Annotated in this window: 25 protein-coding genes and 2 pseudogenes; 21 read left to right on the top strand and 6 right to left on the bottom strand. The window is 68.0% G+C overall.

Annotated elements, in window-relative coordinates; genetic code table 11:
- Positions 1-379 precede the first annotated feature (379 nt).
- Both IPT68_RS16735 and IPT68_RS16740 read left to right on the top strand, forming a co-directional pair.
- Entirely contained in the window at positions 380-739 is a 360-nt protein-coding gene (locus IPT68_RS16735) for a DUF6188 family protein (protein WP_229818464.1), read from the top strand.
- Positions 740-1658: 919 nt separating this feature from the next.
- Complete coding sequence (locus IPT68_RS16740) at positions 1659-1988, top strand: hypothetical protein (RefSeq protein ID WP_189700340.1); 330 nt, start codon at positions 1659-1661, stop codon at positions 1986-1988.
- 137 nt (positions 1989-2125) lie between these two features.
- On the opposite strand, the gene IPT68_RS16745 is transcribed toward IPT68_RS16740, so the two are convergent.
- Together IPT68_RS16745 and IPT68_RS16750 are read right to left on the bottom strand one after the other, a co-directional pair.
- On the bottom strand, positions 2126-2584 hold the full coding sequence (locus IPT68_RS16745; protein ID WP_189700341.1) for a hypothetical protein: 459 nt from the start codon (positions 2582-2584) through the stop codon (positions 2126-2128).
- Between the two features lie 65 nt (positions 2585-2649).
- Positions 2650-3051 carry a hypothetical protein gene (locus IPT68_RS16750; protein WP_189700342.1) on the bottom strand — a complete coding sequence of 134 codons (402 nt, stop codon included), beginning with the start codon at positions 3049-3051 and terminating at the stop codon, positions 2650-2652.
- 667 nt (positions 3052-3718) lie between these two features.
- On the opposite strand from IPT68_RS16750, the gene IPT68_RS16755 reads away from it, so the two are divergent.
- Positions 3719-4015 (top strand): hypothetical protein, encoded by a 297-nt coding sequence (locus tag IPT68_RS16755; RefSeq protein ID WP_189700343.1) that lies wholly within the window; start codon positions 3719-3721, stop codon positions 4013-4015.
- Between the two features lie 318 nt (positions 4016-4333).
- Here the strand turns inward: IPT68_RS16755 and IPT68_RS16760 are convergent, their stop codons facing one another.
- Positions 4334-5710 carry an IS1380 family transposase gene (locus IPT68_RS16760; RefSeq protein WP_189702454.1) on the bottom strand — a complete coding sequence of 459 codons (1377 nt, stop codon included), beginning with the start codon at positions 5708-5710 and terminating at the stop codon, positions 4334-4336.
- Positions 5711-5794: 84 nt separating this feature from the next.
- Here IPT68_RS16760 and IPT68_RS16765 point away from each other — a divergent pair.
- From IPT68_RS16765 to IPT68_RS16780, 3 genes and pseudogenes are all read left to right on the top strand, one after another.
- Positions 5795-6944: pseudogene (locus IPT68_RS16765) on the top strand (type ISP restriction/modification enzyme).
- A gap of 466 nt (positions 6945-7410) precedes the next feature.
- Positions 7411-8271 (top strand): hypothetical protein, encoded by an 861-nt coding sequence (locus IPT68_RS16775; protein WP_189702442.1) that lies wholly within the window; start codon positions 7411-7413, stop codon positions 8269-8271.
- Positions 8272-9031: 760 nt separating this feature from the next.
- On the top strand, positions 9032-10837 hold the full coding sequence (locus IPT68_RS16780; RefSeq protein WP_407699465.1) for an IS481 family transposase: 1806 nt from the start codon (positions 9032-9034) through the stop codon (positions 10835-10837).
- Positions 10838-10877: 40 nt separating this feature from the next.
- Here IPT68_RS16780 and IPT68_RS34085 read toward each other — a convergent pair whose 3' ends face one another.
- Both IPT68_RS34085 and IPT68_RS16785 read right to left on the bottom strand, forming a co-directional pair.
- Positions 10878-11267, bottom strand: coding sequence for a hypothetical protein (locus IPT68_RS34085; protein WP_228039729.1), 390 nt, complete (start codon positions 11265-11267; stop codon positions 10878-10880).
- Between the two features lie 126 nt (positions 11268-11393).
- On the bottom strand, positions 11394-11801 hold the full coding sequence (locus tag IPT68_RS16785) for an NUDIX hydrolase (RefSeq protein ID WP_189702342.1): 408 nt from the start codon (positions 11799-11801) through the stop codon (positions 11394-11396).
- Between the two features lie 107 nt (positions 11802-11908).
- Here IPT68_RS16785 and IPT68_RS16790 point away from each other — a divergent pair, with 107 nt between their 5' ends.
- From IPT68_RS16790 to IPT68_RS16845, 12 genes and pseudogenes are all read left to right on the top strand, one after another.
- Positions 11909-12694 carry a GntR family transcriptional regulator gene (locus IPT68_RS16790; protein ID WP_189702318.1) on the top strand — a complete coding sequence of 262 codons (786 nt, stop codon included), beginning with the start codon at positions 11909-11911 and terminating at the stop codon, positions 12692-12694.
- Between the two features lie 155 nt (positions 12695-12849).
- Positions 12850-13206: an SCO3933 family regulatory protein gene (locus IPT68_RS16795; RefSeq protein WP_189702319.1), complete on the top strand. Its 357-nt coding sequence runs from the start codon at positions 12850-12852 to the stop codon at positions 13204-13206.
- Positions 13206-14585 (top strand): FtsK/SpoIIIE domain-containing protein, encoded by a 1380-nt coding sequence (locus tag IPT68_RS16800; RefSeq protein ID WP_189702320.1) that lies wholly within the window; start codon positions 13206-13208, stop codon positions 14583-14585. Before IPT68_RS16795 ends, IPT68_RS16800 begins: the two co-directional genes overlap by 1 nt.
- Positions 14586-14673: 88 nt before the next feature.
- Complete coding sequence (locus IPT68_RS16805; protein ID WP_189702321.1) at positions 14674-15336, top strand: DUF2637 domain-containing protein; 663 nt, start codon at positions 14674-14676, stop codon at positions 15334-15336.
- A 16-nt stretch (positions 15337-15352) separates the two neighbouring features.
- The gene (locus IPT68_RS16810) at positions 15353-15535 is read left to right on the top strand and encodes a hypothetical protein (RefSeq protein ID WP_189702322.1); all 183 of its coding nucleotides are present in this window, start codon (positions 15353-15355) and stop codon (positions 15533-15535) included.
- A 5-nt stretch (positions 15536-15540) separates the two neighbouring features.
- Positions 15541-15732 carry a mobile element transfer protein gene (locus IPT68_RS16815; protein ID WP_189702323.1) on the top strand — a complete coding sequence of 64 codons (192 nt, stop codon included), beginning with the start codon at positions 15541-15543 and terminating at the stop codon, positions 15730-15732.
- Between the two features lie 15 nt (positions 15733-15747).
- The gene (locus IPT68_RS16820) at positions 15748-15942 is read left to right on the top strand and encodes a hypothetical protein (RefSeq protein WP_189702324.1); all 195 of its coding nucleotides are present in this window, start codon (positions 15748-15750) and stop codon (positions 15940-15942) included.
- Between the two features lie 25 nt (positions 15943-15967).
- The gene (locus IPT68_RS16825; RefSeq protein ID WP_189702343.1) at positions 15968-16213 is read left to right on the top strand and encodes a SpdD protein; all 246 of its coding nucleotides are present in this window, start codon (positions 15968-15970) and stop codon (positions 16211-16213) included.
- 153 nt (positions 16214-16366) lie between these two features.
- Positions 16367-17662, top strand: a complete 1296-nt coding sequence (locus IPT68_RS16830) for a replication initiator (protein WP_189702325.1) — start codon at positions 16367-16369, stop codon at positions 17660-17662.
- Entirely contained in the window at positions 17655-17894 is a 240-nt protein-coding gene (locus IPT68_RS16835; protein WP_073934353.1) for a helix-turn-helix transcriptional regulator, read from the top strand. Before IPT68_RS16830 ends, IPT68_RS16835 begins: the two co-directional genes overlap by 8 nt.
- A pseudogene (locus tag IPT68_RS16840) lies at positions 17894-19113 on the top strand (tyrosine-type recombinase/integrase). Before IPT68_RS16835 ends, IPT68_RS16840 begins: the two are co-directional and overlap by 1 nt.
- A 626-nt stretch (positions 19114-19739) precedes the next feature.
- Positions 19740-19934, top strand: a complete 195-nt coding sequence (locus tag IPT68_RS16845) for a hypothetical protein (RefSeq protein WP_189702326.1) — start codon at positions 19740-19742, stop codon at positions 19932-19934.
- Between the two features lie 85 nt (positions 19935-20019).
- On the opposite strand, the gene IPT68_RS16850 is transcribed toward IPT68_RS16845, so the two are convergent.
- Entirely contained in the window at positions 20020-20781 is a 762-nt protein-coding gene (locus tag IPT68_RS16850) for a phosphoglyceromutase (protein ID WP_189702327.1), read from the bottom strand.
- Positions 20782-20984: 203 nt separating this feature from the next.
- On the opposite strand from IPT68_RS16850, the gene IPT68_RS16855 reads away from it, so the two are divergent.
- From IPT68_RS16855 to IPT68_RS16865, 3 genes are all read left to right on the top strand, one after another.
- The gene (locus tag IPT68_RS16855; RefSeq protein ID WP_189702328.1) at positions 20985-22832 is read left to right on the top strand and encodes a stealth family protein; all 1848 of its coding nucleotides are present in this window, start codon (positions 20985-20987) and stop codon (positions 22830-22832) included.
- A gap of 12 nt (positions 22833-22844) precedes the next feature.
- The gene (locus tag IPT68_RS16860) at positions 22845-24611 is read left to right on the top strand and encodes a stealth conserved region 3 domain-containing protein (RefSeq protein ID WP_189702329.1); all 1767 of its coding nucleotides are present in this window, start codon (positions 22845-22847) and stop codon (positions 24609-24611) included.
- A gap of 73 nt (positions 24612-24684) precedes the next feature.
- The gene (locus IPT68_RS16865) at positions 24685-25941 is read left to right on the top strand and encodes an MDR family MFS transporter (RefSeq protein ID WP_189702330.1); all 1257 of its coding nucleotides are present in this window, start codon (positions 24685-24687) and stop codon (positions 25939-25941) included.
- Positions 25942-25978: the final 37 nt, after the last annotated feature.

Raw genomic sequence — 25978 nt, forward strand, 5'->3', positions numbered from 1 at the left:
CGCCCTGGGCCACGTCTGCCCGGCTCGCTGGGGCGGCGGTGTGCGGGATGGAAGCTCCCCACGTAACCACTACGCACCCGCAGCCGGGAACGGCGCCCCCTCCTGACGGGAAATCCGCAGGCAGGGGGCTTCCGCGTGGGCGCTTACTTCTTCTTGCCCTGGGTCTTGCTACCGATCTCGGCGACCAGCGTTTTCGCTGGTCAAGGCGCTGGTCGCTCCGGTGTGAGCGGTCGCTATTGGTCGCTGTCGGGCACTACCGAGTACCCTCGGACGGCCCAGAGACGGCCCAGAACCCCTGCCTCATCGGGCGTCCCGCTGTGGCAAGTTGGGCCACATGCGAACAGGAATGAAGGTCCCCCGGGGCCTGACAGGTACCAGGGTGGACCGTACGGTCTTCGATCATCAGGTCCGCCTGGTGCTGAGTTCCAAGGGTGACAGTGGGCATGGCGTCGAAGCCGAGTTGATCCTGGAAACCCGGTTTCTGTTCCGCGACTCGTCGGGCCAGTGGCATGACCTGGAGCCCGGTACGGGCGTCGCCCTTGCGCCGGTACTCGGCCTCTTCGGCCAATCGGTCGCGGCCGTAGACGTCCAGGGCCTCGGTACGTTGACCATCGACTTCCATGACGGCGCCGGCCTGCGTATCGATCCGGACCCGCAGTTCGAGTCATGGCACCTCGTCGGAACCGGCATCCATGCCGTCAGCGTTGGCCCTGGTGGTGAAGAGGCTTGGGAAGCCTGAAGGCAGGCGACTTGCGCCCTCAGCTTGGGAAGCTGCGATCATTTGCGGCCCGTTTGCGCGCTGACCTGGGCGAACAGCCTGGGCGCCGCCCCGTCGGTCTCGGCGGCTTTCACCGTGGTTCCCCGCTGTTCCCCGCTCCATCTGGTGCGCTTGTGGTGCGGCCGTGATCACCCGCGTTGGAACCCGATGTCACCTGAACACGCAGACGACGCGCCCATAGTCTTCGATCTGCTGCTGTTGTTCGTCTGGGCGAGGTGCGTGCTCGTCGTCTCCGCATCTGAGGACTGTTCCGTCGTCTCCTTCAAATACGGAGACAACGCCTCCGTGATGACTGCAGGCTCCCTGGCGGCCGATGGAGTTTGATGGCCATCCGTCTGCGCACTCGTAGCCCTGATACGTCCAGTGAACTGGCGTGTACGTGGCGGATGGTGTTCCGGAACTGACGGGCGGACCCTTGTCATCGTCGTTCCACCCACTGAGTTGGGCTGTGACCGGGAGGACAACGAAGACTCCTACGCCGATAAGGCCTGCTAGGGAGTAGGCCAGCACCCGAGCTACCCGCCACGCGCGGCTATCGACGAGCCTTTGCAGGAGACTACGCACGGAAGACTTCTAGCGCAGCGAGAGGCTGTGGTGAGCCTATTCGCCGGCATTGGCAGCAACCCGTCAGAGTCTCAGGCGGTGTGCTGCAAGTCCAGGTGCCCGGGATGGGCACACCCACCAACACGCTTTCCAACTGTGGTGGTGGTCCTGAGCGACTAGGACGGAGCCGTTCACCCTCATTCATGGGCGACCGACCGTGGGAGCGGGCCACCGGCTCCGTCCCGTCTGAACGGCCGTGTACGGCGCCGAATGAGACGGAAACTGAGACGGACGGCGGGGCCGGGCTCGCTAGCATCCGCGGTGTCGAGGAGGGGGCATGGGACTGGTCCGCAAGGGATCACGACGGATCGTGGTCGACGGCATGGTCTACCGCTGGCGGCTGCGAGGTAGGCCGACGTCCTTCCAGGGCCTGGCATGGTCGCCGTGCACGTTCGCGGTCGAGCATGCGGACACCCCAGGTGCGACGCTGGTGGTCACCACCGACCAGCCACATCCGAGCAACTGGATCGGTATCGAAGCTGAACCTGTGCTGCCCTCCGGTGTTGCCGCAGCGGTTCGGCGTGCCCTGCACGAGGGTTGGACTCCGACGGTTCCGGGCCCCGCGTTCCACCTCGACCTGTCCGGCGGCTTCACGCCTTCACACTGAACAGAACCGGAGAATCGTTGGGGCCTGTACCTGAGCCGACGACAGTCCGCCACGATGGCGGGTTCGCCGACCGATCAGGCGCGCGTGTGCCTCGTGGCACCCCCACCGGCCTCCGCCACGCCTCCGTCGGCGGTTGGTCAACCACCGTAGCGGCTACGCAAATCCTCGGTGATCCTCGACATCAGTCCTATCGCGCCTTGCGGTTGTATCTCCGCCAGCGGACGTTCCGTCTGGGGGTCATAGGCAGTCAGCCCCATTTCCTTCTCGACGATGGCTGAAAGGGCGAAGACCTTGCCGAGCACGACCGCAGCATCTTCCCCTGCATGCCAGTAGGGCACGGTGATGCTTACCTCGTCACCGAAGACGGACAGGTCGATGCCGGTACCCGAGTGGCTGAGGTCTCGCGACTCCTGTTCGTACTCCGTGATGTCCACATCGCCCAGCAGAAGCCGGGCCTGCGGGACTATGCGTTCCCAAGCTTCAAGGAGGCGGGCAGGGATCGGCTCGCTGTGCTCGGCCGCGTCTTCCATCGCCTCCAGGACCTCATCCCAGGACTGCCCGTCGCGTCGGCTCAAGAAGTAGATGTCGTAGCTCATCGCGCGATCGTAGACACTCCTCTTGCGGGCGACAGTCGACCTGATCTCTCACGACGAGGGGTTGCTCACCAGTCCCGCCACCGGTCCGTGAACTCGTGCCGGCCGAGCCCGTGCCTGGCGGTCAGGGCCGCGACGTCGACTCCCTGCTCGGTGAGCGCCTCATCGATGTAGGCGCACAACTGCTCGCGCTCATCGGTTTCGAAGGCGCACTCGTCGTGAGCCTCGTTCACGGCGTTCAGGGCCAGGACGACGCGCTCCACTGCGGCGAAGATCCGTGCGTCGTCTCCTTCGGTGAGCGTGGGCAACTCGGCCTCGAACACGTCGAGGACGGCATCAGTCTCCAGCAAGAGCTCTTGGGGGAACAACTCGACCATGCACGCGCAGTTGGGATCCAGGGTGCCGGCGGCAAGCTCCGCGGCCTCCTTGGCTATGCCCCTGCGCCAGTTCGTCGTCGGTCTCTCTGCCATGGAGCGGACCGTACAGCGCAGGTCTGACAGCAAGACCCGTCTTCACGAGGGAACCTCAGCTTGGGAAGCTTGGGTTTCTTGTCGGTGGTTGCTGCGCTGATCTGCGGCGGAGTGGTGCTGGAGTCCTGGTCGCACCCGGGGCGAGTTCCCGCTGTTTCCCGTGATTCCCCGCAGGATCTGGCACGCGAATGGCACGGGGCCTTCGCCGCGAACGTCCCTTGGCGGAGTTGGGCCCAGGAGCGTCTGAGCCTCAGCCGACGACAGTCCGCCGCGATGGTGGGTCAGCCGACCGCGCCGGCGCGCGTGTGCCTCGTTGTACCCCTACCGACCTAAGCCACGCTGTCCACCGTCAACCAGAGCAAGTCTCGACGGCGGATGCGATGGGTCGCGCCTAGCTAGCGTGATGGCCTCTTCGTCCCGAAACAACCTGGGTGAGGGTGCTGCCTTGGTCCGTGACGCCCCTCACCTGCGCTGATGGTCCGCAAACGTTCGCGCTGGCGGCCTAGCGCCCGATGGTGGTCACGGCGCATCAGGGTCGCCCGGTGAAGGCCCCGCAGCGGAGGTAGGCAGCCGCTAACCGGGCGTAAGCGGTTGTGATCGCCAACTGGGCCAGCCGGGCGGTACCTTCAGTAACTCGGTGTCGAGTACGGGGAAGGGGAGGGGCAGCATGTCGAGGGGCAAGCAGACGTTGCGCAAGCTCGGCCATGCGGTACGAGAGGGGGCCGAGGAGAGTGCACGCGCTTATTACTTCAGTATGTACGATCGCGGCTTCAACGGGGCGGCTCAGATCTGCCTGGGTGTCCTGTCCGATGCCACGGAAGAGTTGTTGGCGAGGATGAAGTCCGGAAACCTGTCCAAGCAAGAACAGGCGCTGTACGCGCGGCTGACTGAACTGACGGCTGAAATGGACGAGCGTCTCCGGAACGCCTGCCAAGAAGAGCCGACAGGGGACGCCTTGCCGTAGCCGTCCGGCCCCGAACTGGCCAGCCAACAAGACTGTCCTGAGGCTCACTTCTGAGGATCGGCCCCGTATGTCGCGACGTCCGGCACACCGAGAGCCATGCCGGTGATGCAACCCTTGTTCCATGCGTCGCGCTCGTCGCCATCCAGGCCGCTATTAGCCTCGATCTTTCGTGAGGGTCCGCCGACGGAGTCGGTGGGCCCTTTCGCTTTCTGGAGCTGATGGTGGGCAGGCCGGTGGCCCGGCTGTCGCGTCGGGTGGGCGCCGGGTTCCACTGCCCGGGGCGGGTGATGTTGTCGTCGGGACGGTGGACGTTGCTGGTCAGCCGGGGTTTGGCAGGAGCGCGAGTCGTTCGAGGGCGCCTGTGATCTCGCCGGTCCAGGGCCAATGCTTGGCGAGGCGGAGGATCTTGCGGCGGCCGGTGGTGACGAGCTGGGCGGCCGCGGAGAACAGGCGGAATCGCAGGCGGCGGGGTTCCCAGAGCCGGGTAGTGCCGGTGAGGGCGAGCATGGGCAGCCAGGCCAGCAGGTCGAGAGCGATCTGGACGATCTCCAGCCAGACCCTGTTCTGAGCTGTCCGGTGCAGGGGCAGGTTGCGCAGGCCGGTGGCCCGGGCGGCTCGGATACGGTCTTCGGCCCTCGCCCGCTGCCGGTGACGGAGCTCGAGCTCGGCGATCGGCCGGCCCGAGCTGTTGGTGGCGAAACAGGTCAGCCGCATGCCGTCCGCGTCCGTGAGCCGCAACTGGGCCCCGGGGTGCGGTCGTTCCTTCCTGACGATCAGCCGCATGCCCTTGGGCCAGCCGTCCAGGATGTCGCCGGTGAGTTCGGCGACCCAGGCGCCGTCGCGGATCTCGCCGTCCGCCTCGACGGCCACCGTCCAGGCCGATGCCGGCACCTTCAGTACATGCTGGTGGACCTGCTCGGTGATCACCATGCCGACCGAGTAGGACAGCCACCGTCCCCGCTGAGCGAGCCAGGCGACGAAGTCGTGGGTGCCGCCCGCGGAGTCGGTGCGGATCAGGGTCCGCCGCCCGCGCCGGTACTTCTTCGGCAGCTGAGCCAAGGCCAGTTGGGCGGCGGTGATGTGGTCGGTGGCCGTGTTCGATCCCGCGTTGCCTGGTCTGAGCAGGCCCGCGACCGGTTCACCGGTGCCGCCCGGTCCGTGGTCGACGAACCCGATCAGCGGGTGGTGGCCGTAGGTCCGCTTCCAGGTGGGTGCGGCGTCCTCCTTGTCGGAGTGCGCGATCACCAGCACCCCGTCGAGGTCCACGGTCACCGTCCCGCCCGCATCGGGCGCTTCCCGGCCGGCCAACCGCCAGACATGTTGACGGACTTCGGCCCGCGCGGCACGTATGGCCGCCAGGGTCTTCTCTCCGGAGGCTGCGAGGGTGTCGATGAGGCGGGAGACCGTCGGGTCGGAGGCGACCGGCCCGAACACGGCCGGCTCGGCCCGCAGCATGGCGACATCCGCGAGGCAGTCCCCACCCAGCGCGACCGCGAGGGCCACGTCCAGCAGGATCTTGCCCGGATCGTGCACCGCCCGGGCCTTCCGCCACGGGGACAGCGCCGCGGATATCGCGGTGTCCAGGCCGGCCTTGCGGACGGTCTCGACCAGCAGCATGCCCCCGGCCTGCGAGACCACCGCCCGGCCGCCGCCCTCGATACGCATGCGCGGGTACGACCCGATACGCTTCTTCACCTGGAGAGTGCTTCTTTCCGTGCAGCCAACAGGACCCTAGACAAGTCCCATCGTTGCAGGTCAGGAGCACTCTCCGCTTATTTGATGAAGCCTCGGACAACCCCACCTCGTGAAAGCGCGAGGCTAGATGACCTACTGCCGTGGCACGCTCCAGGTGTGAAGCCGAACAGGACTTGGGTCTATGCTCCACATCCCTCCATCCTCGATAAGAGGTGGCGCGTCATTACGAACGAGGAAGACGTAGAACGGAAGCGAGAGCTGTTCAAGGAGTCATCCAGCGCATACCTCGAAAAAGAGAAGTCACCCTTGCCTGGAAAGGATGTGTACGAGTACAGCGGCGCTTTCGTCGATGAAACTGGCGATTCGCCATCTCCGGTACGCGTAGGATTCCGCTCCTTCGACCGCCAATGGATCATCCCTGACCGTCGTCTGTTGCATCGCGAGAGCCCGACTTTGTGGGCTGCACGCCAACCCGGTCAAGTTTATGTGATTGAGCAAAACGCTCACGAAATCTCTTCAGGTCCAGGTGTTGTCTTCACGCATCTGATTCCTGACATGCATCACTTTAATAACCGTGGTGGACGTGCCCTGCCGATGTTGCACCCGGATGGCACATATAACCAAGCTCCGGGCTTCGCTCGATCGTGGGCCGAGGCAGTGCTAGAGCGTGATGTAAAAGTCACCGGAGAGGAATTGGTAGCCTACTTGGCGGGCGTGGTCTCTCACCCGGGGTACACCGGCCGATTTGCGGACGAACTTACAACCCCCGGTATAAGAGTACCCCTTACTCTCGATCGAAACTTGTGGGAGAAATCCGTCGAGATCGGTCGAGAGGTCATCTGGCAAGCTTCATCTCGGGAGCGGCATTTGGGGGCCGGTCGAGCCTGAAGTGTGGGCTTACCAGGTTGGTTCACGTTCTGTGATCAAATCTTGGTTTGACTATCGCAAGAAGGAGCCGGGAGGGCGCAAAAGCAGTCCTCTCGATGGCGAGCACTTGGATGCATGGCCTCTCGATTGGACCCGTGAACTAAATGACCTCCTCACGGTCCTGACACGGTTGGTCGAGTTGCAGAAGAGTCAAGTGGACTTGCTAGACGAGATCATGGATGCGCCTGTGGCTACCAAGGCTTATATGCGCAGAATTGGTGTGGTGTGGCCCAGTTCAGCAAAGGACCGCAAGCCGCGTTACCCTAAGGATTTCGGCAGTAAAGAGGGCATCCTTCCGGGCTTTTAGCCCGGCTCGGATAGGAGGTGCTGCCGAATCCAGGATGCTCAACGGCAAGTCAAGACAACTGGTGCCGGCTGTCACCATCATCGGGAGCTGGCGGCGTCGGACTGCGCGGTCCTGTACGAACGCCTCGGAGCGGAGACCGCGGGCCTAGCTAGGGCGGTCAGTCTCACTGCCGTCAGCAGAGACCAAAGTTCGCCGCTGAGTGGCATTGAGCGGCCCTGGATGACACCACCGAGGTCTCTATACCAATGAGCGCAGTCAGGCACCGCAGAGCGCAGTGAAGCACTGCTATGTGGGAGCCGTGGAGCCGCAGTGTTCCGTAGGTACCCAGCAGGCACGGAGCCTGTTTTGCTTGCGGGTCGCCGATGCTGTACAACCGCTCGGTGTTAGTCAGGTGCGCCCAAAACTTGGTCAGTCGGGCACTATGGTGTGATCACGCAGTTGCACCGCAGCGTCGTCGGGAGGGCCAATGGGCGAGCTTCTTTATCCGGAGTATCGGAATTACTCAGAGACCAGAACCGTCGTAAACAATGCCATGATGGCGTTGTTGGCAGGTTCTAGACTCGCAGGACATACTCTGCAGCTGACGGCGGGTTCGCAGCGAACTCTTGGAGAACTGTTTCCAGCTGTTGAGCACATCAGGCGCTTCAACCTGCGCAGCGACGCCGCTCGTTCCCTTCTCCATGACGCAGATCATCACTTGGCTTCAGTTGCCCTGCCCTACGCGTTGGCTACGCATGAAGATTTTGTAATGTCGAACATTAGCCTATTGCGGCAGGAAGGAATCTCAATTAGGACCGGAGGGAAGCGCATCAAGGCATGGAATATGCATGAGGTGCTTTTTAGGTCATCTAGCTACACCATCCCGCGCGTCTTGCTTGATAGTTTCCATCTTCTGCGTGAAATGAGGAACTGTACGATTCATGCAGGTGGCAAGGTTCAGCCAGATCTCATGACACGCCTCGCGGCGATGAGTGGAGGTGCCATTACGGAGTGGCAGCGCCTCAATGGCCAGCCCCCAAGCGACGTCATCAAGTCCGGCCAGGTAACTCTGATTGCGCCACACATTTTCACGGCATTCGCTGTCACGAAGGGCCTGGGAAGGGAAATAAACGCAGCTTTGGCCTCAGTGATCCCTGCCTCATCCTGGGCTCGAATAGCCGTACAGGACTACCAAGGTGGCACAACGAGGACTAAAAATTCATCAGGTTGGCGCCGCGGTTTGGTAGGATACGTGCGAAAAAACTATCTAGTCGCTAATTTGTCAGAGGTGGACCTCGAAAGAGCGGCTAAAAAACTGGGCTATTGGACCCTGGCCACTTGGAAATAAGCATTCCCTCAAAGTGGGAGAGGAAAATAGGGGCTCTTCCTATTGAGCTACATCCGACGAGGTCGGAGCCGGGACTCGAACCCGGGTCTCCACTATTCTGCGGAAGTCCTGGTCGTGAACCATCGGGGGCTAGACCCCAGATTTCCTGCGCGGCAGCTTATCACGCGGTGGAGCTCAGCTCACAGGGCGCGACCGCTCTCTGCCTCTGCCCACCAGCAGCCTCAGCTCCCATCCCGCACGCCGTCGACCCACACATCGTGGAGCGGGCGTGGTTCATGGCGTCCAGGTGGAGCGCGCCACTGTACGAACGACCTGGACGCCATGGGCCGCGTCTGCTCGGCTCTGCCTGGGTCGATGGCGTACGGGATGGGAGCACCCCACGTAAGCCCCTACGGACCCGCTCCAGGAACGGTGCCCCTCCATCCCGGTGCCGGCCGATCCCCCGCCGGAGGCATCGTTCTGACCGTGGCCGCTACTTGGCTCGCTGCTCTATGTGCGCGGGCCGGAAGCCGGCCGGGCTGGAGCGGGGCGGAGACAGGAGCGCAGGCCCGGCCGGGGGCCGGCCCGCGCGCGGTGAGCGGAGCGAGCCGCCTTGAACCCGTAGAGAAAGTTGTAACTCAGTCTGCGCAGTGGGGCTTGTCCGGTCCCGGTAGATGCTTGACACTTCGGTCCCAGCTGATGGTTGACAGTGGCCGTGTTCGGCTTTTCTGTGCGCGTCGTTGCGGTGCGTGTGGGGAGGCCGGGATTGGCGCTGGTGGAGTTGTCGGTTGTCGAGCAGAGATACCGGGCTGTCTTGGCGGTGCTGGCGGGTTCGACGGTGACGGAGGTCGCCGCGTCGCTGAGGGTGTCCCGGCAGACGGTGAGCGGGTGGAAGTCCCGGTATGAGGCCGCGGGGCTGGCCGGGCTGGTGGATCGGTCGCGCAGGCCGGCCTCGTGTCCGCATCAGGCGTCTGCCGAGGTGGAGACGGCAGTGTGTGAGCTGCGGCGCAAACACCCTCGGTGGGGTCCTCGGCGGATCGCTCACGTGTTGGAGCGGTCCGGGACTGTCACGCCGGTGCCGTCGCGGATGACGGTGTATCGGATCCTGGTCCGGCATGGTCTGGTGGAGCCTGGGGTGCGGCGCCGGAAGCGGTCGGATTACAAGCGCTGGCAGCGGGATAGGCCGATGCAGTTGTGGCAGATGGACATCGTCGGCGGGGTGATGCTGGTCAACCCGGTGACTGGTGAGCTGACCGAGGCGAAGGTCGTGACGGGTGTGGATGACCATTCCCGGTATTGCGTGATCGCGTCGGTGGTTGAGCGGGCGACGGGACGGGCGGTCTGCGCGGCGTTCGCCCGGGCCCTGCAGAGGTTCGGAGTGCCGGAAGAGGTGCTGACGGACAACGGCAAGCAGTTCACCGACCGGTTCGGCCAGGGTGGTGAGGTGCTGTTCGACCGGGTCTGCCGGGAGAACGGGATCGCGCACCGGCTCACCCAGCCGGCGTCGCCGACCACGACGGGCAAGGTTGAGCGGTTCCATCAGACCCTGCGGCGTGAACTCCTCGACGACTGCGGCGCGTTCGAGAGCATCGAGGCCGCTCAGACGGCGCTGGATGCGTGGGTGGAGGAGTACAACTCTGTCCGGCCGCATCAGGCGCTGGACATGCAGTCTCCGGCGGACCGGTTCACCCCGGTTCCCGAGCAGGAGCGGGACGTACTGAGCCTGAGGGTGCCCGGGGTGCTCGCGCTGGTGCCGCAGCAGCGGACTGCCCCTGCGGAGCCGGATCCGGCTGAGGCAATGCCTGTTCCCGTCGGCCCGTCTGAGGAGGTCCCGCCATCGGCGGCGGTGGAGCACGGTGGGCCGGTGGAGTTCGAGCGAGTGGTGCCTGCGAGCGGGAATCTGCAGGTCGCGGGCAAGCAGTTCTGGCTCGGCCCGGCCCGCTCCGGCCTGACGGTGACGTTCTGGGCAGACACCTCGGTGATCCATGTGCTGATCGCCGGGACGCGGATCAAGACGGTGCGCTCGCACCTGTCGGTGGCGGACCTGTCCCGGCTGGCGGCTCAGGGTGGGCGTGCGGCGGGGCCGTCGCCGCTGCCGACCGGGGACGGCGAGGCGTTCGAGGTGGACCGGACCGTGAACAACAGTGGGCTGGTGGGTCTGGGCGGGCGCCAGGTGCTGGCGGCGGAGATCCTGGGCGGCCGACAGGTGGGCATCCGGATCGACGACGAGACGCTGTCGTTCTTCGAGCCGTCCTCGCGGGAGCTGCTGCGGGTGCGGCCCAACCCGCTCACCCCCGACGAGGTGCAGCGTCTTCGTGGGCTGCGGCCGGCGGGCCCGCCGCCCCGTCCCAGGGCGGAGCCGGTGCGTGTCCAGCGGCGGATCAGCGCGGTGGGCACGATCATGGTCTGCCGCCAGACCGTCTCCCTCGGCCGCCCCTACGCAGGCCGGACCGTGACCGTGCACGTGGCGGAATCGACGATCACCGTCGAGCTGGACGGCCAGGTCCGCGTCATCCAGCGCACCACCGACATTCCCGTCCGCCACGTTAAGGCGAACAAGCCCTACAAGGTTTCCGATGTTGTCTAGGCCTACCGTCAACCATCACCTGGGATCAGAACGTCGGCCATCAGCTGGGACTAGACACTGCGCAGTGGGGCTTGAAGCTGTGTGCACAGGCTGGGAGTTCAGCGTTCTGCCGGTGTGCGAGGGGCAGGAAGAGCACTGGTCGAATCGTCCAGGTGATGCGGACGTCGGCATGGGTGATGGTCACCGTGCAGGGCTCGGAGCGCATCAGGGCTCTGCGGGTCTCGGCGCGCTCTTCGTGCAACCACGTCCACGCTTCGTCCGACGCGTCGGAGTCGAGTGCCGGTGAGATGGTGCGGAGAGCGATGGCGACCCATCGGTCTGCTTGGGGGGCCGAGTACGCGTCGAACGATGCCAAGCGCGCCGGCCCTTCTGTGCTGGAGACTTCCTCGGTCCAGCATTCGCACCAGTAGCCGCGGGTGGGCCCGTTCATGAGGTCGCTCCCGCCGGGTAGGCAAGCAACACATAGCGAGTGAGCCCCCAGACCCGGGCCGTACTCGTATACTCGTGCATACAAGTTCCTTCGTGCTGGTAGGCCGCCATGTGCAGCGGGTTCGGGCTAGACGAGTTTCACGCCGTCGTGGGCGCGGACGGCCGGCGGGGAGGCCGCGTCGAGTGCGTCGAGCACACGGATCGCGTACGCCTCGTCGGCGAGTTCGATGACTTCTTCGCGGGTGGCCCAGCGCAGTGCGCGGGTCTCGTCCCCAGTGGTGGGAGTACCGTCGGCCGCCTGGCAGCGGAAGACGAGGGAGACGATCAAGCCCGTCATGTTCTTGTAGACGCCGGTCAGGGTCGCGGGAAGCTCGATCTTGATGCCGGTCTCTTCGAGGACTTCGCGCTGAAGAGCTTCGGCGATGGTCTCCTCGCGTTCGAGGACTCCACCCGGAGGTTCCCAGTGGCCGTTGTCGCGGCGCTTGATCAGGAGGGCCCGGCCTTGGTCATCGACGATGACCCCGGCGACGCTCACGGAGTGCGGGCGTTCTGTGCTCACGTTCCTCGGCCCTCTCGGCTGACTAGGCTCTCCACGGTAGCAACAAGACTCGCCCACTCGTCTAGATACCTAAAGGAGTACGCATGGCGTCTCTACCGAGCATTCTCGGCGGCCTCGACCCGACCAGTGATCGTGCCGTCTTCCGGCAGATCGCCGACCAGCTGCGCGAGGCCATCGACCGTGGGCGATTCAAGGAAGGGGAGAAGCTGCCTTCCGAGGCTGAGCTGGTCGAGCACTACGGGGTTTCCCGGATGACGGTCCGGAACTCCTTCTCGATCCTCCAGGGCGAGGGCCTGGTGCACGCCGAGCACGGTCGGGGCGTCTTCGTCCGGCCCCGGCCTCCGGTGCGCCGCCTCGCCTCCGACCGGTTCGCCCGACGCCACCGCGAGCAGGGCAAGTCCGCGTTCATCGTGGAGGCCGACGCCGCTGGCAGTCACCCCACCGTGGACAGCCTAGAGGTGAAGGAGGAGAAGGCCGGCCAGGACGTCTCCACCCGACTCGGCTCCGTGCGGCGCGTGCTCGCCCGGCGGCGCCGGTACCTGCTCGACGGCCGGCCGGTCGAGTTCGCCACGTCGTACCTCCCGCTCGACATCGCCCGCGGTACGCAGATCGCCGAGCCCAACCCGGGCCCCGGCGGCATCTACGCCCGGCTCGAGGAACTGGGCCACCAACTCGACCACTTCGAGGAGGAGATCCGGGCCCGGATGCCTTCGCCGTCCGAGGTCAAGACGCTGCAACTGGCGTCCGGTGTGCCGGTGATCCACCTGATCCGTACCGCCTTCGACACCTCGGGGCGGGCTGTGGAGGTCTGCGACACGGTGATGGCGGCCGACGCGTACGTCCTCTCCTACCAGCTTCCGGCGACCTGATCGGCGGTGCGCGAGGCCACTTCCCCGGACTCGTACACACCGGCATGCATACTCGTATAGACGAGTGGGCAAGCTGTGTGGCAAGGTGATCCCGTTCCCGACGCTGTCGGGTTCGAAAGATGCATCTTGTCTAGACGAGTAGATGGGAAGAAGCCTTGCGCACCATCCGTGTGGAGACCTCGGCCGCGACGATCCTGCTGACCGAGGCGCCCGAGCCCAAGGTCCGCGACCGGCAGTCGGGCGAGATCGCGAAGGACGCCGTCAGCGGTGAGGCGCTGATGACGATCGGCGTCGTGTACATCGAGGAGGGGGAGTCGTCCCTGATCAAGGTGACCGTTCCGGAGAGCGGGGTGTCGGAAGGGCTCGCCCTCGGTGCCCCGGTCTCCCTGCCGGGCCTGGTCGCCCGGCCGTGGGAGAGCGTGTTCAACGGCCAGCAGCGCCACGGCATTGCCTACCGGGCCGCCGCCGTCACTCCGGCCGCCTTCCCGGCCGCCATGGGGGCCACGGCCTGATGACTGATCTGGCAACGCTTCTGGAGGTGGGTGGTCCCGTCGCCGCGCTCGGCGGTGGGGCCGCCTACGCCCGGGCGCGACACCCCGGCGTCTACTGGTCCACGGTCGGCTTACCGGTGTCCACGGTCCGGCTGCTCAGCTCCTACGGCTCCGTCATGGAGGCGTGCGGTCTGACCGTGGCCCCCTCCCGGCTGCGGGTCCTGGCGGTCAAGGCCACCACTCGCCGTGAAGTCCGGCCCGTCCCGCCGCGCCGGGGGATCATCCGGCCGACCACGACGGGGCTGCGGGTCCGCCTGCGGCTCGCCCCGGGGCAGGAACCCGCCGACGTGGCCGCCTCCGCCGAACGGCTGCGGCACGCCTGGGGCGTCCACGCCGTCTACGTGACCACGATCAAGCCGGGCGTGGTCGAACTGCGGCTCGTCGGCTTCGACGTGCTGCGGCGGGTGCGCATGCCGCGCAAACTCCGCCCGTACCTGCTCCAGGTGCCGGTCGCGCTGCGCGAGGACGCCACTCCGTTCATACGCGACTACCGCACCGTGCCGCACCAACTCACCCTCGGTGCCACGCTGTCCGGCAAGTCCATGTACCTACGGCACCTCGTCGCCGGCCTCGCCCGCCAACCCGTCGCCCTGGTCGGCATCGACTGCAAGCGGGGCGTGGAACTGGCGCCCTTCGCCCCGCGCCTGTCGGCGCTCGCCACCGACCCGGAGCAGGCCGCCGAACTGCTGCCCGTGCTCATCAAGGAGATGGAGGACCGGTACGACCTGATCAAGGCCCGGCAGGGCATCGCGCCGATCACGCCGGACGAGGAGATCACCTCCGACATCTGGGGCCTGCCCGAGCATGAACGCCCGGTACCCGTCGTGCTGTTCGTCGACGAGGTGGCCGAACTCTTCCTCGTCGCCACGAAGAAGGACGAGGAACGCCGGGACGAGATGGTCACCCAGCTCCTCCGGCTCGCTCAGCTCGGCCGTGCTGCCGGTATCTACCTGGAGGTCTGCGGCCAGCGCTTCGGCGCCGAGCTGGGCAAGGGCGCGACCATGCTGCGCGCCCAGCTGACCGGCCGCGTCTGCCACCGCGTCAACGACGAAGCCTCCGCCAAGATGACGCTCGGCGACATCGCCCCCGAGGCGGTCTCCGCAGCCTGCGCCATCGCCCCCGAACGGCCCGGCCTCGCCGTGGCCGGTGACACCTCCGGCGGCTGGTCCCGCATCCGCACGCCGTACCTATCCCTCGGCGACGCCGCCGAGACCTGCCGCGAGTCGGCCCACCTGGTCCCCGACCTGCCCGCGCTCAAGCCCTTCCGGCCCGACGTGCCCGTACGGCCGCCCGTCGAGACACCGGGCCCGGTCGTGCGCGTCCGCCCGGTGACCGACTGACCCGCTTCGTCACGCATCCCCAGTCGGCGTGACCGCCTCACGCCATGTCCCTACCCCTCCCATGCCCGAATCCGGAAGGAGCCGCAGCATGCGCGCCCACCTGGCCCGTGTCGACGCGGTGCTCGTCCAAGCGGTCATCGCCGCCGCGCTGTCCTTCGCCCACCTGCACGACGTCGCCTTGGCGGCCGGACAGGACGGGTGGAAGGCGTGGGCCTATCCCGTCTCCGTCGACCTGCTGCTCGTCGCCGCCTGGCGCCGACTGCGCTCAGGGGAGGCGAAAGCGGCCGGATGGTGCTGGTTCCTGATCGCCCTCGCCGCTTCCCTGGGGGCCAACGTCGCTACCGCCGGGCTGCTCGACCTGGACGACGTGCCGGCCTGGCTCCGCATCCTCGTCGCGGGCTGGCCCGCGGTCGCCTTCCTCGGCGGAACCCTCCTCGCCCACTCGACACCGACCACGCACGACGAGACCAGTGACGCCGTGGGTCAGGAGACGCCCGAGGACATCGGGGACCAGGAGGACGCGCCCGATCCCGCACCGGAACCCCCGGCGCCTCCGGCAATCGAGTCGGCACCGGCTCCACCTCCGATCTCGCCGCCGGTCGCCGTCCCGGCCGCCCTGGTCGAGCACGCCCGCAAAGTCGCCGCCGAGCACCACGCCCGCACCGGAACGGCCATCGACACCCCGACCCTGCGCGCCCGCCTCGGCGTCCCTCCGCCCATGGCCGACGCCATCGCCGCCCAGCTCACCTGACCGACAAAGGAGAACCATGCCTCTCTGCTTCAACACGGCCGCCGACTACCTCGAAGCGGCCCGCGAGATGGCCGTAAGCGGTCGGCGGGCGCTCGCTCGGCTCCTCGCCGAAGAAGCTGCCGACCGCACGTCGGACCCCGGGGAAGCCGTTCGGATCCTGCGCGAATTCTCTGACCCAAGCGAGCGGCAGGAGGACTGACATCCATGCCCGCACCAAAGCGCTTCCGCTCCGTCACCCGCATCGGACCCGTCCAGGTCGGCACGTCCTACGACGGCCGCGGCCGGGAGAAGCACACCGCCGCCTGCACGGCCCCGCGCTGCGGCTTCTCCGCCGACTACGACAGCCGCGCCGCCGCCGAGCTGGCCGCCCGAACCCACCGTTGCCCCATCCGCTGAAAGGACCCGCACACCGTGACCGTCAGCCTCCCGCTCGTCGTCCTCCTCGGCTTCTTCGCCTGGGGAGCGGTCAAGTTCCTCGGCGTCCGCACGTGGATCGTCGTCCTGATCGCCCTCTTCGGCTTCTGGCTCTCGGACACCTTCCTGGCCCCCGCCATCGAGTCCGGCACGCGCTCCGGCGTGGACATCGTCAACGGCTCATATGACTAGACGAGTAGGCAAGGAGAGCTTCGCCGTGTTCCTGCCCAAGTACCCCGACAGCCCGACGCCGCCGCCCGCGCACAACCACACCGTGGCCGACCAGGCTCCCGCGCGGCGGCCGGCCCCTCAGATCTCCATCAGCACCGGAGCGGTCGCGGCCGTCCTCGTCGGCGGCGTCGTGCTGACCGCGCTCCTGGCCGCCGTCGCCGTCACGGCCGTCTCCGTGGCCGTCGCCGCCGTGGTCCTGCGCTCGCTGCTCCGCGACCAGCACCGCCGCTGACGCACCGGACCCCCGGGGCGGCCTCGATACCGCCAAGCATCCGCCGCCCCGGGGACCGTCTCCCTCCAGCCGAACCAGAAGGAGAAAGCCATCATCACCCGCGCCACTCCGCCCCCGCTCCAGGAACTCGGCGAACTGGCCGCCCTCGGCACCATGCCCGCCCTCCTGCGCCAACTCGCCGGTCTCGGCGGCTGCACGCACCCGATCCGCCTCGACGGCCACCGCACCGAGTACGCCGTGAACACCCGCACCGGCGAGATCGGCAACGTCCTCCACCACCTCGACTCCTCCAGCCTCCCGGCCGGTCACCTCCTGGTCCGCTGCAACAACCGCCGCACCACCCGGTGCGCGGCCTGCGCCGAGGTGTACCGCCGCGACACCTTCCACCTGATCACCTCCGGACTGCGCGGCGGCAAGGGCGTCCCCGAACGCGTCGCCGCCCACCCGCGCGTCTTCGCCACCTTCACGGCTCCCAGCTTCGGCCCGGTCCACAACCGCCCCACCGGCCCGGCCGGAGCGGTCCGCCGCTGCCGCTGCGGCACACTCCACGACCAGGACGACCCCGCCCTCGCCACCCCGCTCGACCCGGACACCTACGACTACGAAGCGGCCGTGCTCTGGAACGCGCACGCCGGTCCGCTGTGGCGGCGCTTCTCCATCTACCTGCGCCGGGAGGTCGCCAAGCGCGCCGGACTCACCCAGCGGGACTTTCGCGAGCACGCCCGGGTGTCCTTCGCCAAGGTCGCCGAGTACCAGAAGCGCGGGGCCGTCCACTTCCACGCCGTCATCCGCATCGACGGCCCCGAGGGCGGCAACACCCCGCCGCCCGCCTGGGCCACCGCCGAGCTGCTGACCGACGCCATCCGGGCCGCCGCTGCCGCCACCCGCGTGGACGGCCCGTTCATCGACGGCCGCGCCCACGCCTTCGCCTTCGGCCGACAGCTCGACGTCCGCACCATCCGCTCGGCCGACTTCGACGGCGGCCAGGAACTGACCGAACGGGCCGTCGCCGCGTACATCGCCAAGTACGCCACCAAGGGCGCCGAGACGGCGACGGGAGCTCTGGACCGGCCGTTGAGGTTCCTCGCCGAACTCGCCCAGCTCGACATCAACGACCACGCCCGCCGCCTCATCCGCACCGCCTGGACCCTCGGCGCGCGTAAGGACCTCGAACACCTCCGCCTGCGCGCCTGGGCCCACATGCTCGGCTTCCGCGGCCACTTCTCCACCAAGTCCCGCCGCTACTCCACCACCCTCGGCGCCCTCCGCGACGCCCGCGCCGAATGGCGCCGCGCACAAGCTCTGGAAGCGGCCGAGACCGACCCGGACACGACCCTCGTCCTCGCCCACTGGGTCTACGCCGGAACCGGCCTCACCGGCGCCGAAGCCTGGCTCGCGGAAACACTCGAACCCGCCCCCGGAACGGAAGGAGAGCCCACCCATGGGTAGCCGTCGCCTCGCTGTCGCGGAAGCGGCCTCCGAGCCGCGTGGTCTGCCGTCGCGGTACCTGACTCCTGACGACCTGGTGGCGATGTTCGACCTGCCCAGCGTCGAGACGGTCTACCAGTGGCGCCGCAAGCGCACCGGTCCTCGTGGCTTCCGGGTCGGTCGGCACCTGCGCTACGACCCTGCGGACGTCCAAGCCTGGGTCGAGTCCCTGCGGGAAGGGGCTGCCGCCTGATGGCCGGGCACATTCAAGATCGCTGGTACCGGACCGAGACTGGCCCGGACGGGAAGGTGCGCAAGGTCAAGACCGAGCGCTACGGGTCCGGCCTCCGCTACCGCGCCCGCTACGTCGGCCCGGACGGCACGGAGAAGTCCAAGAGCTTCCCCGACCGTCAGAAGCGGCTCGCCGATCAGTGGCTGGCGCACATCGAGGCGGACATGGCGCGCGGGCAGTACATCGACCCGCGCGCCGCTCGGATCACCTTCCAGCAGTACGCCGAACACTGGGTCACCACGCAGGGCGCCGACCCGAACACCCAGGCCTCGATGGAGTCGCAGCTGCGGCTGCACGCCTTCCCCTACCTCGGCTCGCGCCCGCTCGGCTCCTTCCAGCCGGCGCACATCCGCGACTGGGTGCGACAGTTGCAGGAGAACGGCATCCGCGGGTCGTACGCCCGGACGATCTACTCCAACGTGCGCGCGGCCTCAGCGCGGCGGTGGACGACGGCCACCTTCCCCGCAACCCGTGTGCGGCCCGGTCCGTCCGTCCGCCGACCGTCGACAGCAAGCGGATCGTGCCCTGGACGCCCGAGCGGGTCTTCGCCGTCCGGGCCGCCATGCCCGAGCGCTACCAAGCCATGGTCGACCTGGGCGGCGGCTGCGGGCTGCGCCAGGGCGAGATCCTGGGCGTGGCCGTCGACGCGATCGACTTCGAGTCGGACACGCTCCACGTGGTCCAGCAACTGAAGCTCAGCCGCAGCAAGGCCGTGTTCGCCCCTCCCAAGGGCGGCAAGCTCCGGGACGTCCCGCTCCCCCGGCCAGTCGCGGATGCCCTCCGCGTTCACATGACGCGGTTCCCGCCCGTCAAGATCACGTTGCCATGGAAGGTGGCGGACGGTCCGCCCGTGACCAAGCGGCTGCTCTTTACGGGACCGCGCGGCGGACATGTATGGCGTACGTCACTCAACGAGGAGGCGTGGAAGTCAGCACTCGCGAGCGCTGGTGTGATCCCCGACCGGAAGCCCGGTGAGCCCTACGCGGAGTCTCGCGAGAACGGCATGCACGCCCTCCGCCACTTCTACGCCTCGGTGCTCCTGGACGCGGGGGAGAACATCAAGGCCCTCGCCGAGTACCTCGGCCACTCGGACCCCGGCCTGACGCTCCGCGTGTACGCGCACCTCATGCCGTCCAGCCAGGAGCGCACCCGCAAGGCGATTGCGGCCGTCTTCGCTTGACCTGCAGACCCCTGCGCCTCGGATCTCATCCGTGAACATGGTCCGTGAACTTTGGTCCGTGAACTTTGGTCCGTGAACTTTGGTCCGGCTCGGCAAAGTTGCGCCACACAATTCGCGGACCACAGCATTTGAATTCACCATCCGTGAACATTGGTCCGACTCGACGAAGTCGCGCCACACAATTCGCGGACCACAGCATTTGAATTCACCATCCGTGAACATTGGTCCGACTCGACGAAGTCGCGCCACACAATTCTCGACCGTACCCGCCCGGCCGGGTGGGTGGCCACCCACCTGCCCTCCCGCCCGCCCGGCCGGCCGCCCGGCCGACCACCCGCCCGGCCGGGCACCTGGCTACCTCTGCAGCCCGGCATAGGCGACCGGATTTAAGGAAACAGGGCGGGCGGGAAACAAGGTTCAGCAGAAGGCTCGACGGCTTAAGCCTATCGACCGACCAGACGCCGATACGGAGGCATCAGTTCCGCAACTGTGCAGTAATTTGCACGACATGACAGCGGTGCCATATCGTCCAGATCGCTAGTGGGGAAGCGAGAAGGCCACCCAGGGCAATGGGTGGCCTTCGATCTCCATTAGTGCCTTTTCGTTGCGACAACTAGGAGGAACCCATGGAGAACACCATGGTGCCACGCTTCGGCGTAACCATCGACATCACCCCCCGCGAACCTTCGTTCGCGTTGATCGGGGGCGCCGGCAGTTCCCTCGGCATCTGGGTGGGAGCTCCCGAGTGGGCCGTCGCCATCGGGGCCTTCCTCGTCACGTTCCGAGTGAGCGTCCGCGTCTGGAAGAGGCGGAGCATCTAGCGTCACGGCCCCACCACGGCCCAGACACGACATCAGGCCCCCTAGCAGCGGAGAAATCCCTGGTAGGAGGCCTGATGCATCAGGCCTACTTCTTCTTGCCCTGGTTCTTGACCGCCTCGATGGCCGCCGCGGCCGCGTCCGGGTCGAGGTACGTGCCGCCCGGGTTGACCGGCTTGAAGTCGGCGTCCAGTTCGTAGGACAGCGGGATGCCCGTCGGGATGTTCAGACCCGCGATGTCCGCGTCCGAGACGCCGTCCAGGTGCTTGACCAGGGCGCGCAGCGAGTTGCCGTGGGCGGCGATCAGGACCGTGCGGCCGGCGAGGAGGTCGGGGACGATGCTGTCGAACCAGTACGGCAGCATGCGGTTGACGACGTCCTTCAGGCACTCCGTCTGCGGCCGCAGCTCCGGCGGGAGGGTCGCGTAGCGCGGGTCGGAGAACTGCGAGTACTCGGCGTCGCGGTCGAGCGCGGGCGGCGGGGTGTCGTAGGACCGGCGCCACAGCATGAACTGCTCCTCGCCGAACTCGGCGAGCGTCTGCGCCTTGTCCTTGCCCTGCAGGGCGCCGTAGTGCCGCTCGTTCAGGCGCCACGAACGGTGGACCGGGATCCAGAGGCGGTCGGCGGCCTCCAGGGCCAGCTGCGCCGTGCGGATGGCACGCTTCTGGAGGGACGTGTGGACCACGTCGGGCAGCAGGCCGGCGTCCTTGAGCAGCTCGCCGCCGCGCGTCGCCTCCTTCTCGCCCTTCGCGGTGAGGTTGACGTCCACCCAGCCGGTGAACAGGTTCTTCTCGTTCCACTCGCTCTCGCCGTGGCGGAGGAGGATCAGCTTGTACGGTGCGTCGGCCATGGCTTCGAGCCTACCTAAGCCCGGAGCGGCCCGAGCGGCCCGTCGGGCAGCCGTCGACCGGACCCGCTGTGGTCGGAAGCACCCCCGCACCGCTTCCACTTTTCGGCTGAATTTTTGGTTAACTCCTACGCAACCTTTCAACACGCCGGTCCGTCTGTTAATCGCAGGACTGGTGTGGGGGCACACGAAGAGGAGCTCTGAACGTGACCGTGCGTTCCTTTGCGCGGCGGATCAAACCGCGAGTCGAGCGGAAGGCCGCCGAGCAGGTGTGGCAGCTGCGTACCATGCGGCGGCGCCGCAGAGCAGCGGTCAGCGACCCGGTACTGCGCCCGGTGGCGGTGCGCGGCCAGCGGCTCTACGGCCGGGTCGTGACCCGGTTCACCGCTGCCGAGGCGGCCGCCGCCAATCTCGACCTGGTGGTCGCCGCGCTGGAGCGGGAGGGGATCTCGTACTTCCTCGTGCCGGTCTCCCGTACCCGTCACACGGTGGGTATGAAGGCCGCCGACCGGGAGCGGTTCCTCACCGCCCTGGAGGAGATGAACGCCGGAAAGGCCGTGTTCATCGGTCGGCCGGTGCCCGGCGGGCAGCTCAAGCACCCCGCGATGTTCCTGGACGGCGTGCTGCCGGCCGGGCTGCGCAGGGCGCCCGTGCTGCGGATCGGGGAGAACCACCTCGGTCCCGCCGGTCAGCTGCTGGCCGGGCCTGAGCTGGCCTGTGACGTGGAGTTCTGGGAGGACGGGGCCGAGCTGCTCGCCACCGAGGACGGCGAGCAGCGGCTGGCGAAGGTGCAGCCGCAGGCGTCCGAGGAGGTCTTCCGGGAGTCCCTGATCGCGCCGCGCAACAACGGCGTCACGGACGTCCTGCCCGCCTCCGAGCAGGAGCCCGCCACGGTCCGGGTCGGCGACCGGGAGCTGCCGAGCTTCGCCCCGCTGACCCTGCCGACCGTGAGTCGCGTCACCTTCCCCGTGGACGTCGTCTACACCTGGGTCGACGGCGAGGAGCCGGCGATGCGGGCGAAGCGGGCCCAGTACCAGGAGCGCGGCACGGCCGAGATCCTGGACAAGGAGATCAACGCCTCCCGGTACACCAGCCACGACGAGCTGAAGTACTCGCTGCGCTCGCTGGCGATGTACGCCGACTTCATCCGGCACATCTACATCGTCACCGACGGCCAGAAGCCGCACTGGCTCGACGACGAGGCCGAGGGGATCACGGTCGTCGACCACCGCGACATCTTCCCCGAGGGTGTCCTGCCCGTCTTCAACTCGCACGCGATCGAGACCCGGCTGCACCACATCCCCGGCCTGTCGGACCACTACCTGTACTTCAACGACGACGTGTTCGTCGGCCGCCGGATCACCCCCGAGCACTTCTTCCACGGCAGCGGCCTGATGAAGATCCCGGTGTCCCCGCTGAAGATCGGCATCGGCAAGCCGCACGCCGACGAGACGGCCACCAACTCCGCCAGCAAGAACGTCCGCCGGCTGCTGCTGGAGATGTTCGGGCGGATGACGACGAACAACTTCATGCACACGCCGCTGCCGCAGCAGCGCGAGACGCTGCTGGCGCTGGAGGAGCTGTTCGCGGAGGACATCGCCCGCACCACGGCGTCCCGCTTCCGCTCGCCGACGGACGTCGCCTTGACGGCCCCGCTGCTCTACCAGTACGCGCTGATGACGGGCCGGGGCGTGCCGGGCCGGTTCGGCTTCCGGTACGTCAACATCAGCCGCCCCGACGCCGACCAGCGCCTGGCCGATCTGCGCGACAACCGCCGCTTCGACTTCTTCTGCCTGAACGACGTCGACGTGCCGCCGCAGGAGCGCGAGCAGGTCAGCGTCCGGATGCACCAGTTCCTGGAGAACTACTTCCCGTTCCCCAGCCCGTACGAGAAGCAGGCCGAGAAGCCGAACGCGGAGCAGGCCCAGGAGCCGACCGCGGGGCAGGCCGGGGAGCACACCGAGAAGCAGGCCCAGAAGCCGGTGCCGCAGCAGTCCGGGACGCCGGCGCAGCAGACCGGGAAGCAGACCGTTCCCTCCGAGAACCAGAGCTGACAGGCCACGGCCATGGACATCCGTCACCGCCTCGCGGCGCTCCCCGGGCTACGGGCCGCGAGGAACCTCGTGCTGCGTCTTGGGCTCTGGCTGTCGGCCCGGCTCTGGGCGCTGAGCGCGTCCAGGGCCCGTCGGAGGCTGCGGGCCGCCGTTCCCGGGCTGCGCCGGGTCACCTGCGGACCGGCGCGCCTGTACGGGCGTACGGTCACCGGATACACGGCGGCCAATGCCGCCGCCACCGATCTGGAGCAGGTCTGCGCGCTGATGGACGCGGCCGGCGTCCCGTACTTCCTGGTGCCCACCGGGCCCGGGACGGGCGCTCCGCGGCAGGTGATCGGCGTCGCGGAGGCGCACCGCGGCACGGTCCTCGCGCAGGCCGCCCGGCACTTCGCGGGCACCGCCGGGTACGTCGGCGCGGTGGGTCCGGACGGCGCCGTGACCCGGGCGGTGCTGTGGGCCGACGGACGGCTGCCGCGGGCCCTGCGGCGGGCCTCGGTGCTGCGCACCGGCGAGGTGCGGCTCGGCCCGGCGGGCCAGGTGCTCGGCGGTCTGGAGACGGGCTGCGACATCGAGTTCTGGCGGCACGGCCGGGACCTGGCCACGGACCCCGGCCATCTCACCGTGCCCGGCGTCCAGCTGCCGGACGTCTTCCCGACGGCGCTCGTCGCGCCGCGGAGCAACCCCGTCTCGGAGGTGCTTCCGGTGTCGGCGCAGCGGCCGGCCGTGGCGCAGGGCCGGGGCCGCACCGTGCCGACGTTCGCCCCGTTCGCCGAGCCGGGCGTCGACGAGGTGTGCTTCCCCGTCGACGCCGTCTACACCTGGGTCGACGGGGAGGACCCGGCGATGGCGGCGAAGCGCCGCGCCCACCAGACGGCCTCCGACAACGTCATCGCACCGCGCGAGACCGGCGCCTCCCGCTACACCAGCCATGACGAACTGCGGTACGCGCTGCGCTCGTTGGAGATGTACGCCGGTTTCGTCCGGCACGTCTACCTCGTGACCGACTCGCAGGTCCCCGCCTGGCTGGATCCGGAGGCGGAGGGACTGACGGTGGTCGACCACCGGGACATCCTCCCGGCCGACGCCCTCCCCGTCTTCAACTCGCACGCCATCGAGAGCCGGCTGCACCACATCCCGGGCCTGTCGGAGCGCTACCTCTACTTCAACGACGACGTCTTCATCAACCGGCCCGTGGGGGCCGAGCACTTCTTCCACGGCAACGGCATCGCCCGGATCCCGCTGTCCCCGCTGAAGCTCGGCGTCGGCGACCCGCACCCGATGGAGCCGGCCCCGAACTCCGCCGGGAAGAACACCCGCGAGGTGATCCGGCGCTTCCACGGCCGGCAGATCACGCACAAGTCGCTGCACACCCCGCACCCGCAACTGCTGTCGGTGATGCGGGAGATGGAGAGCCTGGGCATCGAGGAGCTGCAACGGACCTCCTACTCGCGCTTCCGCTCCATCACCGACGTCGCCCCGGCGTCCACGCTGCACCACCACTGGGCGATCGCGACCGGCCGGGCCGTCCCCGCCGACTACCGCTTCCGCTACGTGCAGCTGGGCACCCCCGACATGCGGCGGCGGCTGGCCCGTCTGGAGGCCGGTGAGGACGTCGACTTCTTCTGCCTCAACGACGTGGACACCGCCCCGGCGGACCGGGCGGCCGCGCACGCGGCCATCCACGCCTTCCTGGAGCGGAAGTACCCGTTCGCGAGCCGCTTCGAGCGGACGGCGCGCAGCACGACGAACCCGTCACGATTGACGCTGCCCGTCAATTGAGTGGCGGGTCCGAGGACCCCGTTCGTAAGTTGTGGGCGCCGCTTGAGCCGCTTACCACTGTGGGGGATCCGCGATGTCACCAGCCACCTTGAGACATGCCGTCCGGGAGAGCGTCTCCGGCCTCCCCCGCGAGTTCTGGTGGCTGTGGACCAGCACGCTGATCAACCGGCTCGGCGGGTTCGTGGCCACCTTCATGGCCATGTACCTGACGCTCGACCGCGGCCACTCCGCCTCGTACGCCGGACTGGTCGCGGCGCTGTACGGCCTCGGCGGCGTCGTCCTGTCCATCGGCGGCGGCGTGATGGCCGACCGGCTCGGGCGGCGGCCGACGCTGCTCATCGCCCAGGCGTCCACGGCGGTGGCCGTGGCGCTGCTCGGGTTCGTGCAGCACCCGGCGGCCATCGCCGCCGTCGCCTTCCTGGTGGGCGCCGCCTCCAGCGCCTCGCGACCCGCCGTGCAGGCGATGATGGCCGACATCGTTCGCCCCGAGGACCGCGTCCGCGCCTTCTCCCTGAACTACTGGGCGATCAATCTGGGCTTCGCGATCTCCTCCACCGCCGCCGGTTTCATCGCCGAGGTCAGTTACCGCGCCGGCTTCCTGATCGAGGCGGGCATGACGCTGGCCTGCGCGATCGTCGTCTTCGTGAAGCTGCCGGAGTCCCGGCCCGTCCGGACGGAGGCGGCAAAGGGGACGGAGGCGGTCTCCCTCGGCACCGTCCTGCGCGACGGGCGCTTCATGGGCGTCGTCGGGCTGTCTTTCCTGGTCGCGCTGATCTTCCAGCAGGGCGCCGTGGGCCTGCCGATCGCCATGGGCGAGGCCGGCCTGACGCCCGCGGACTACGGCCTGGCCATCGCCGTCAACGGCGTCCTGATCGTCGCGCTGCAGATCCCGGTCACCCGCTTCATCGAGCACCGCGATCCCCGGCGGCTGCTGATCGTCTCGTCGGTGCTCGCCGGGTACGGCTTCGGCCTCACCGCCTTCGCCGGTTCGGTCGGTCTGTTCGCCCTCACCGTCTGCGTCTGGACCCTCGCCGAGATCGTTCAGGCGCCCACCCAGACCGGCCTCGTCGTCGCCCTCTCCCCGGAGCACGGCCGCGGCCGCTACCAGGGCATGCACACCCTGTCCTGGTCCGTCGCCGGCCTGGTCGCGCCCCTGATGTCCGGCATCGTCATCGACCGGTTCGGGGCGCAGTGGCTGTGGGGGCTGTGCGCGGTGATCGGCACGGCGGCGGCGATCGGCTACGGCGTCCTGATGCGCCGCCTGCCGAAGCGGGAACCGACCGCCTCCGGCACGCCGACCCCCGCGACACCCGAGGTCACCACGGCCTGATCGACACCGGGCCCCTCAAGCGCCGCCTGAACGACGC

Origin of the sequence: Streptomyces chromofuscus, from assembly GCF_015160875.1 — a bacterium.
Lineage (GTDB): Bacteria > Actinomycetota > Actinomycetes > Streptomycetales > Streptomycetaceae > Streptomyces > Streptomyces chromofuscus.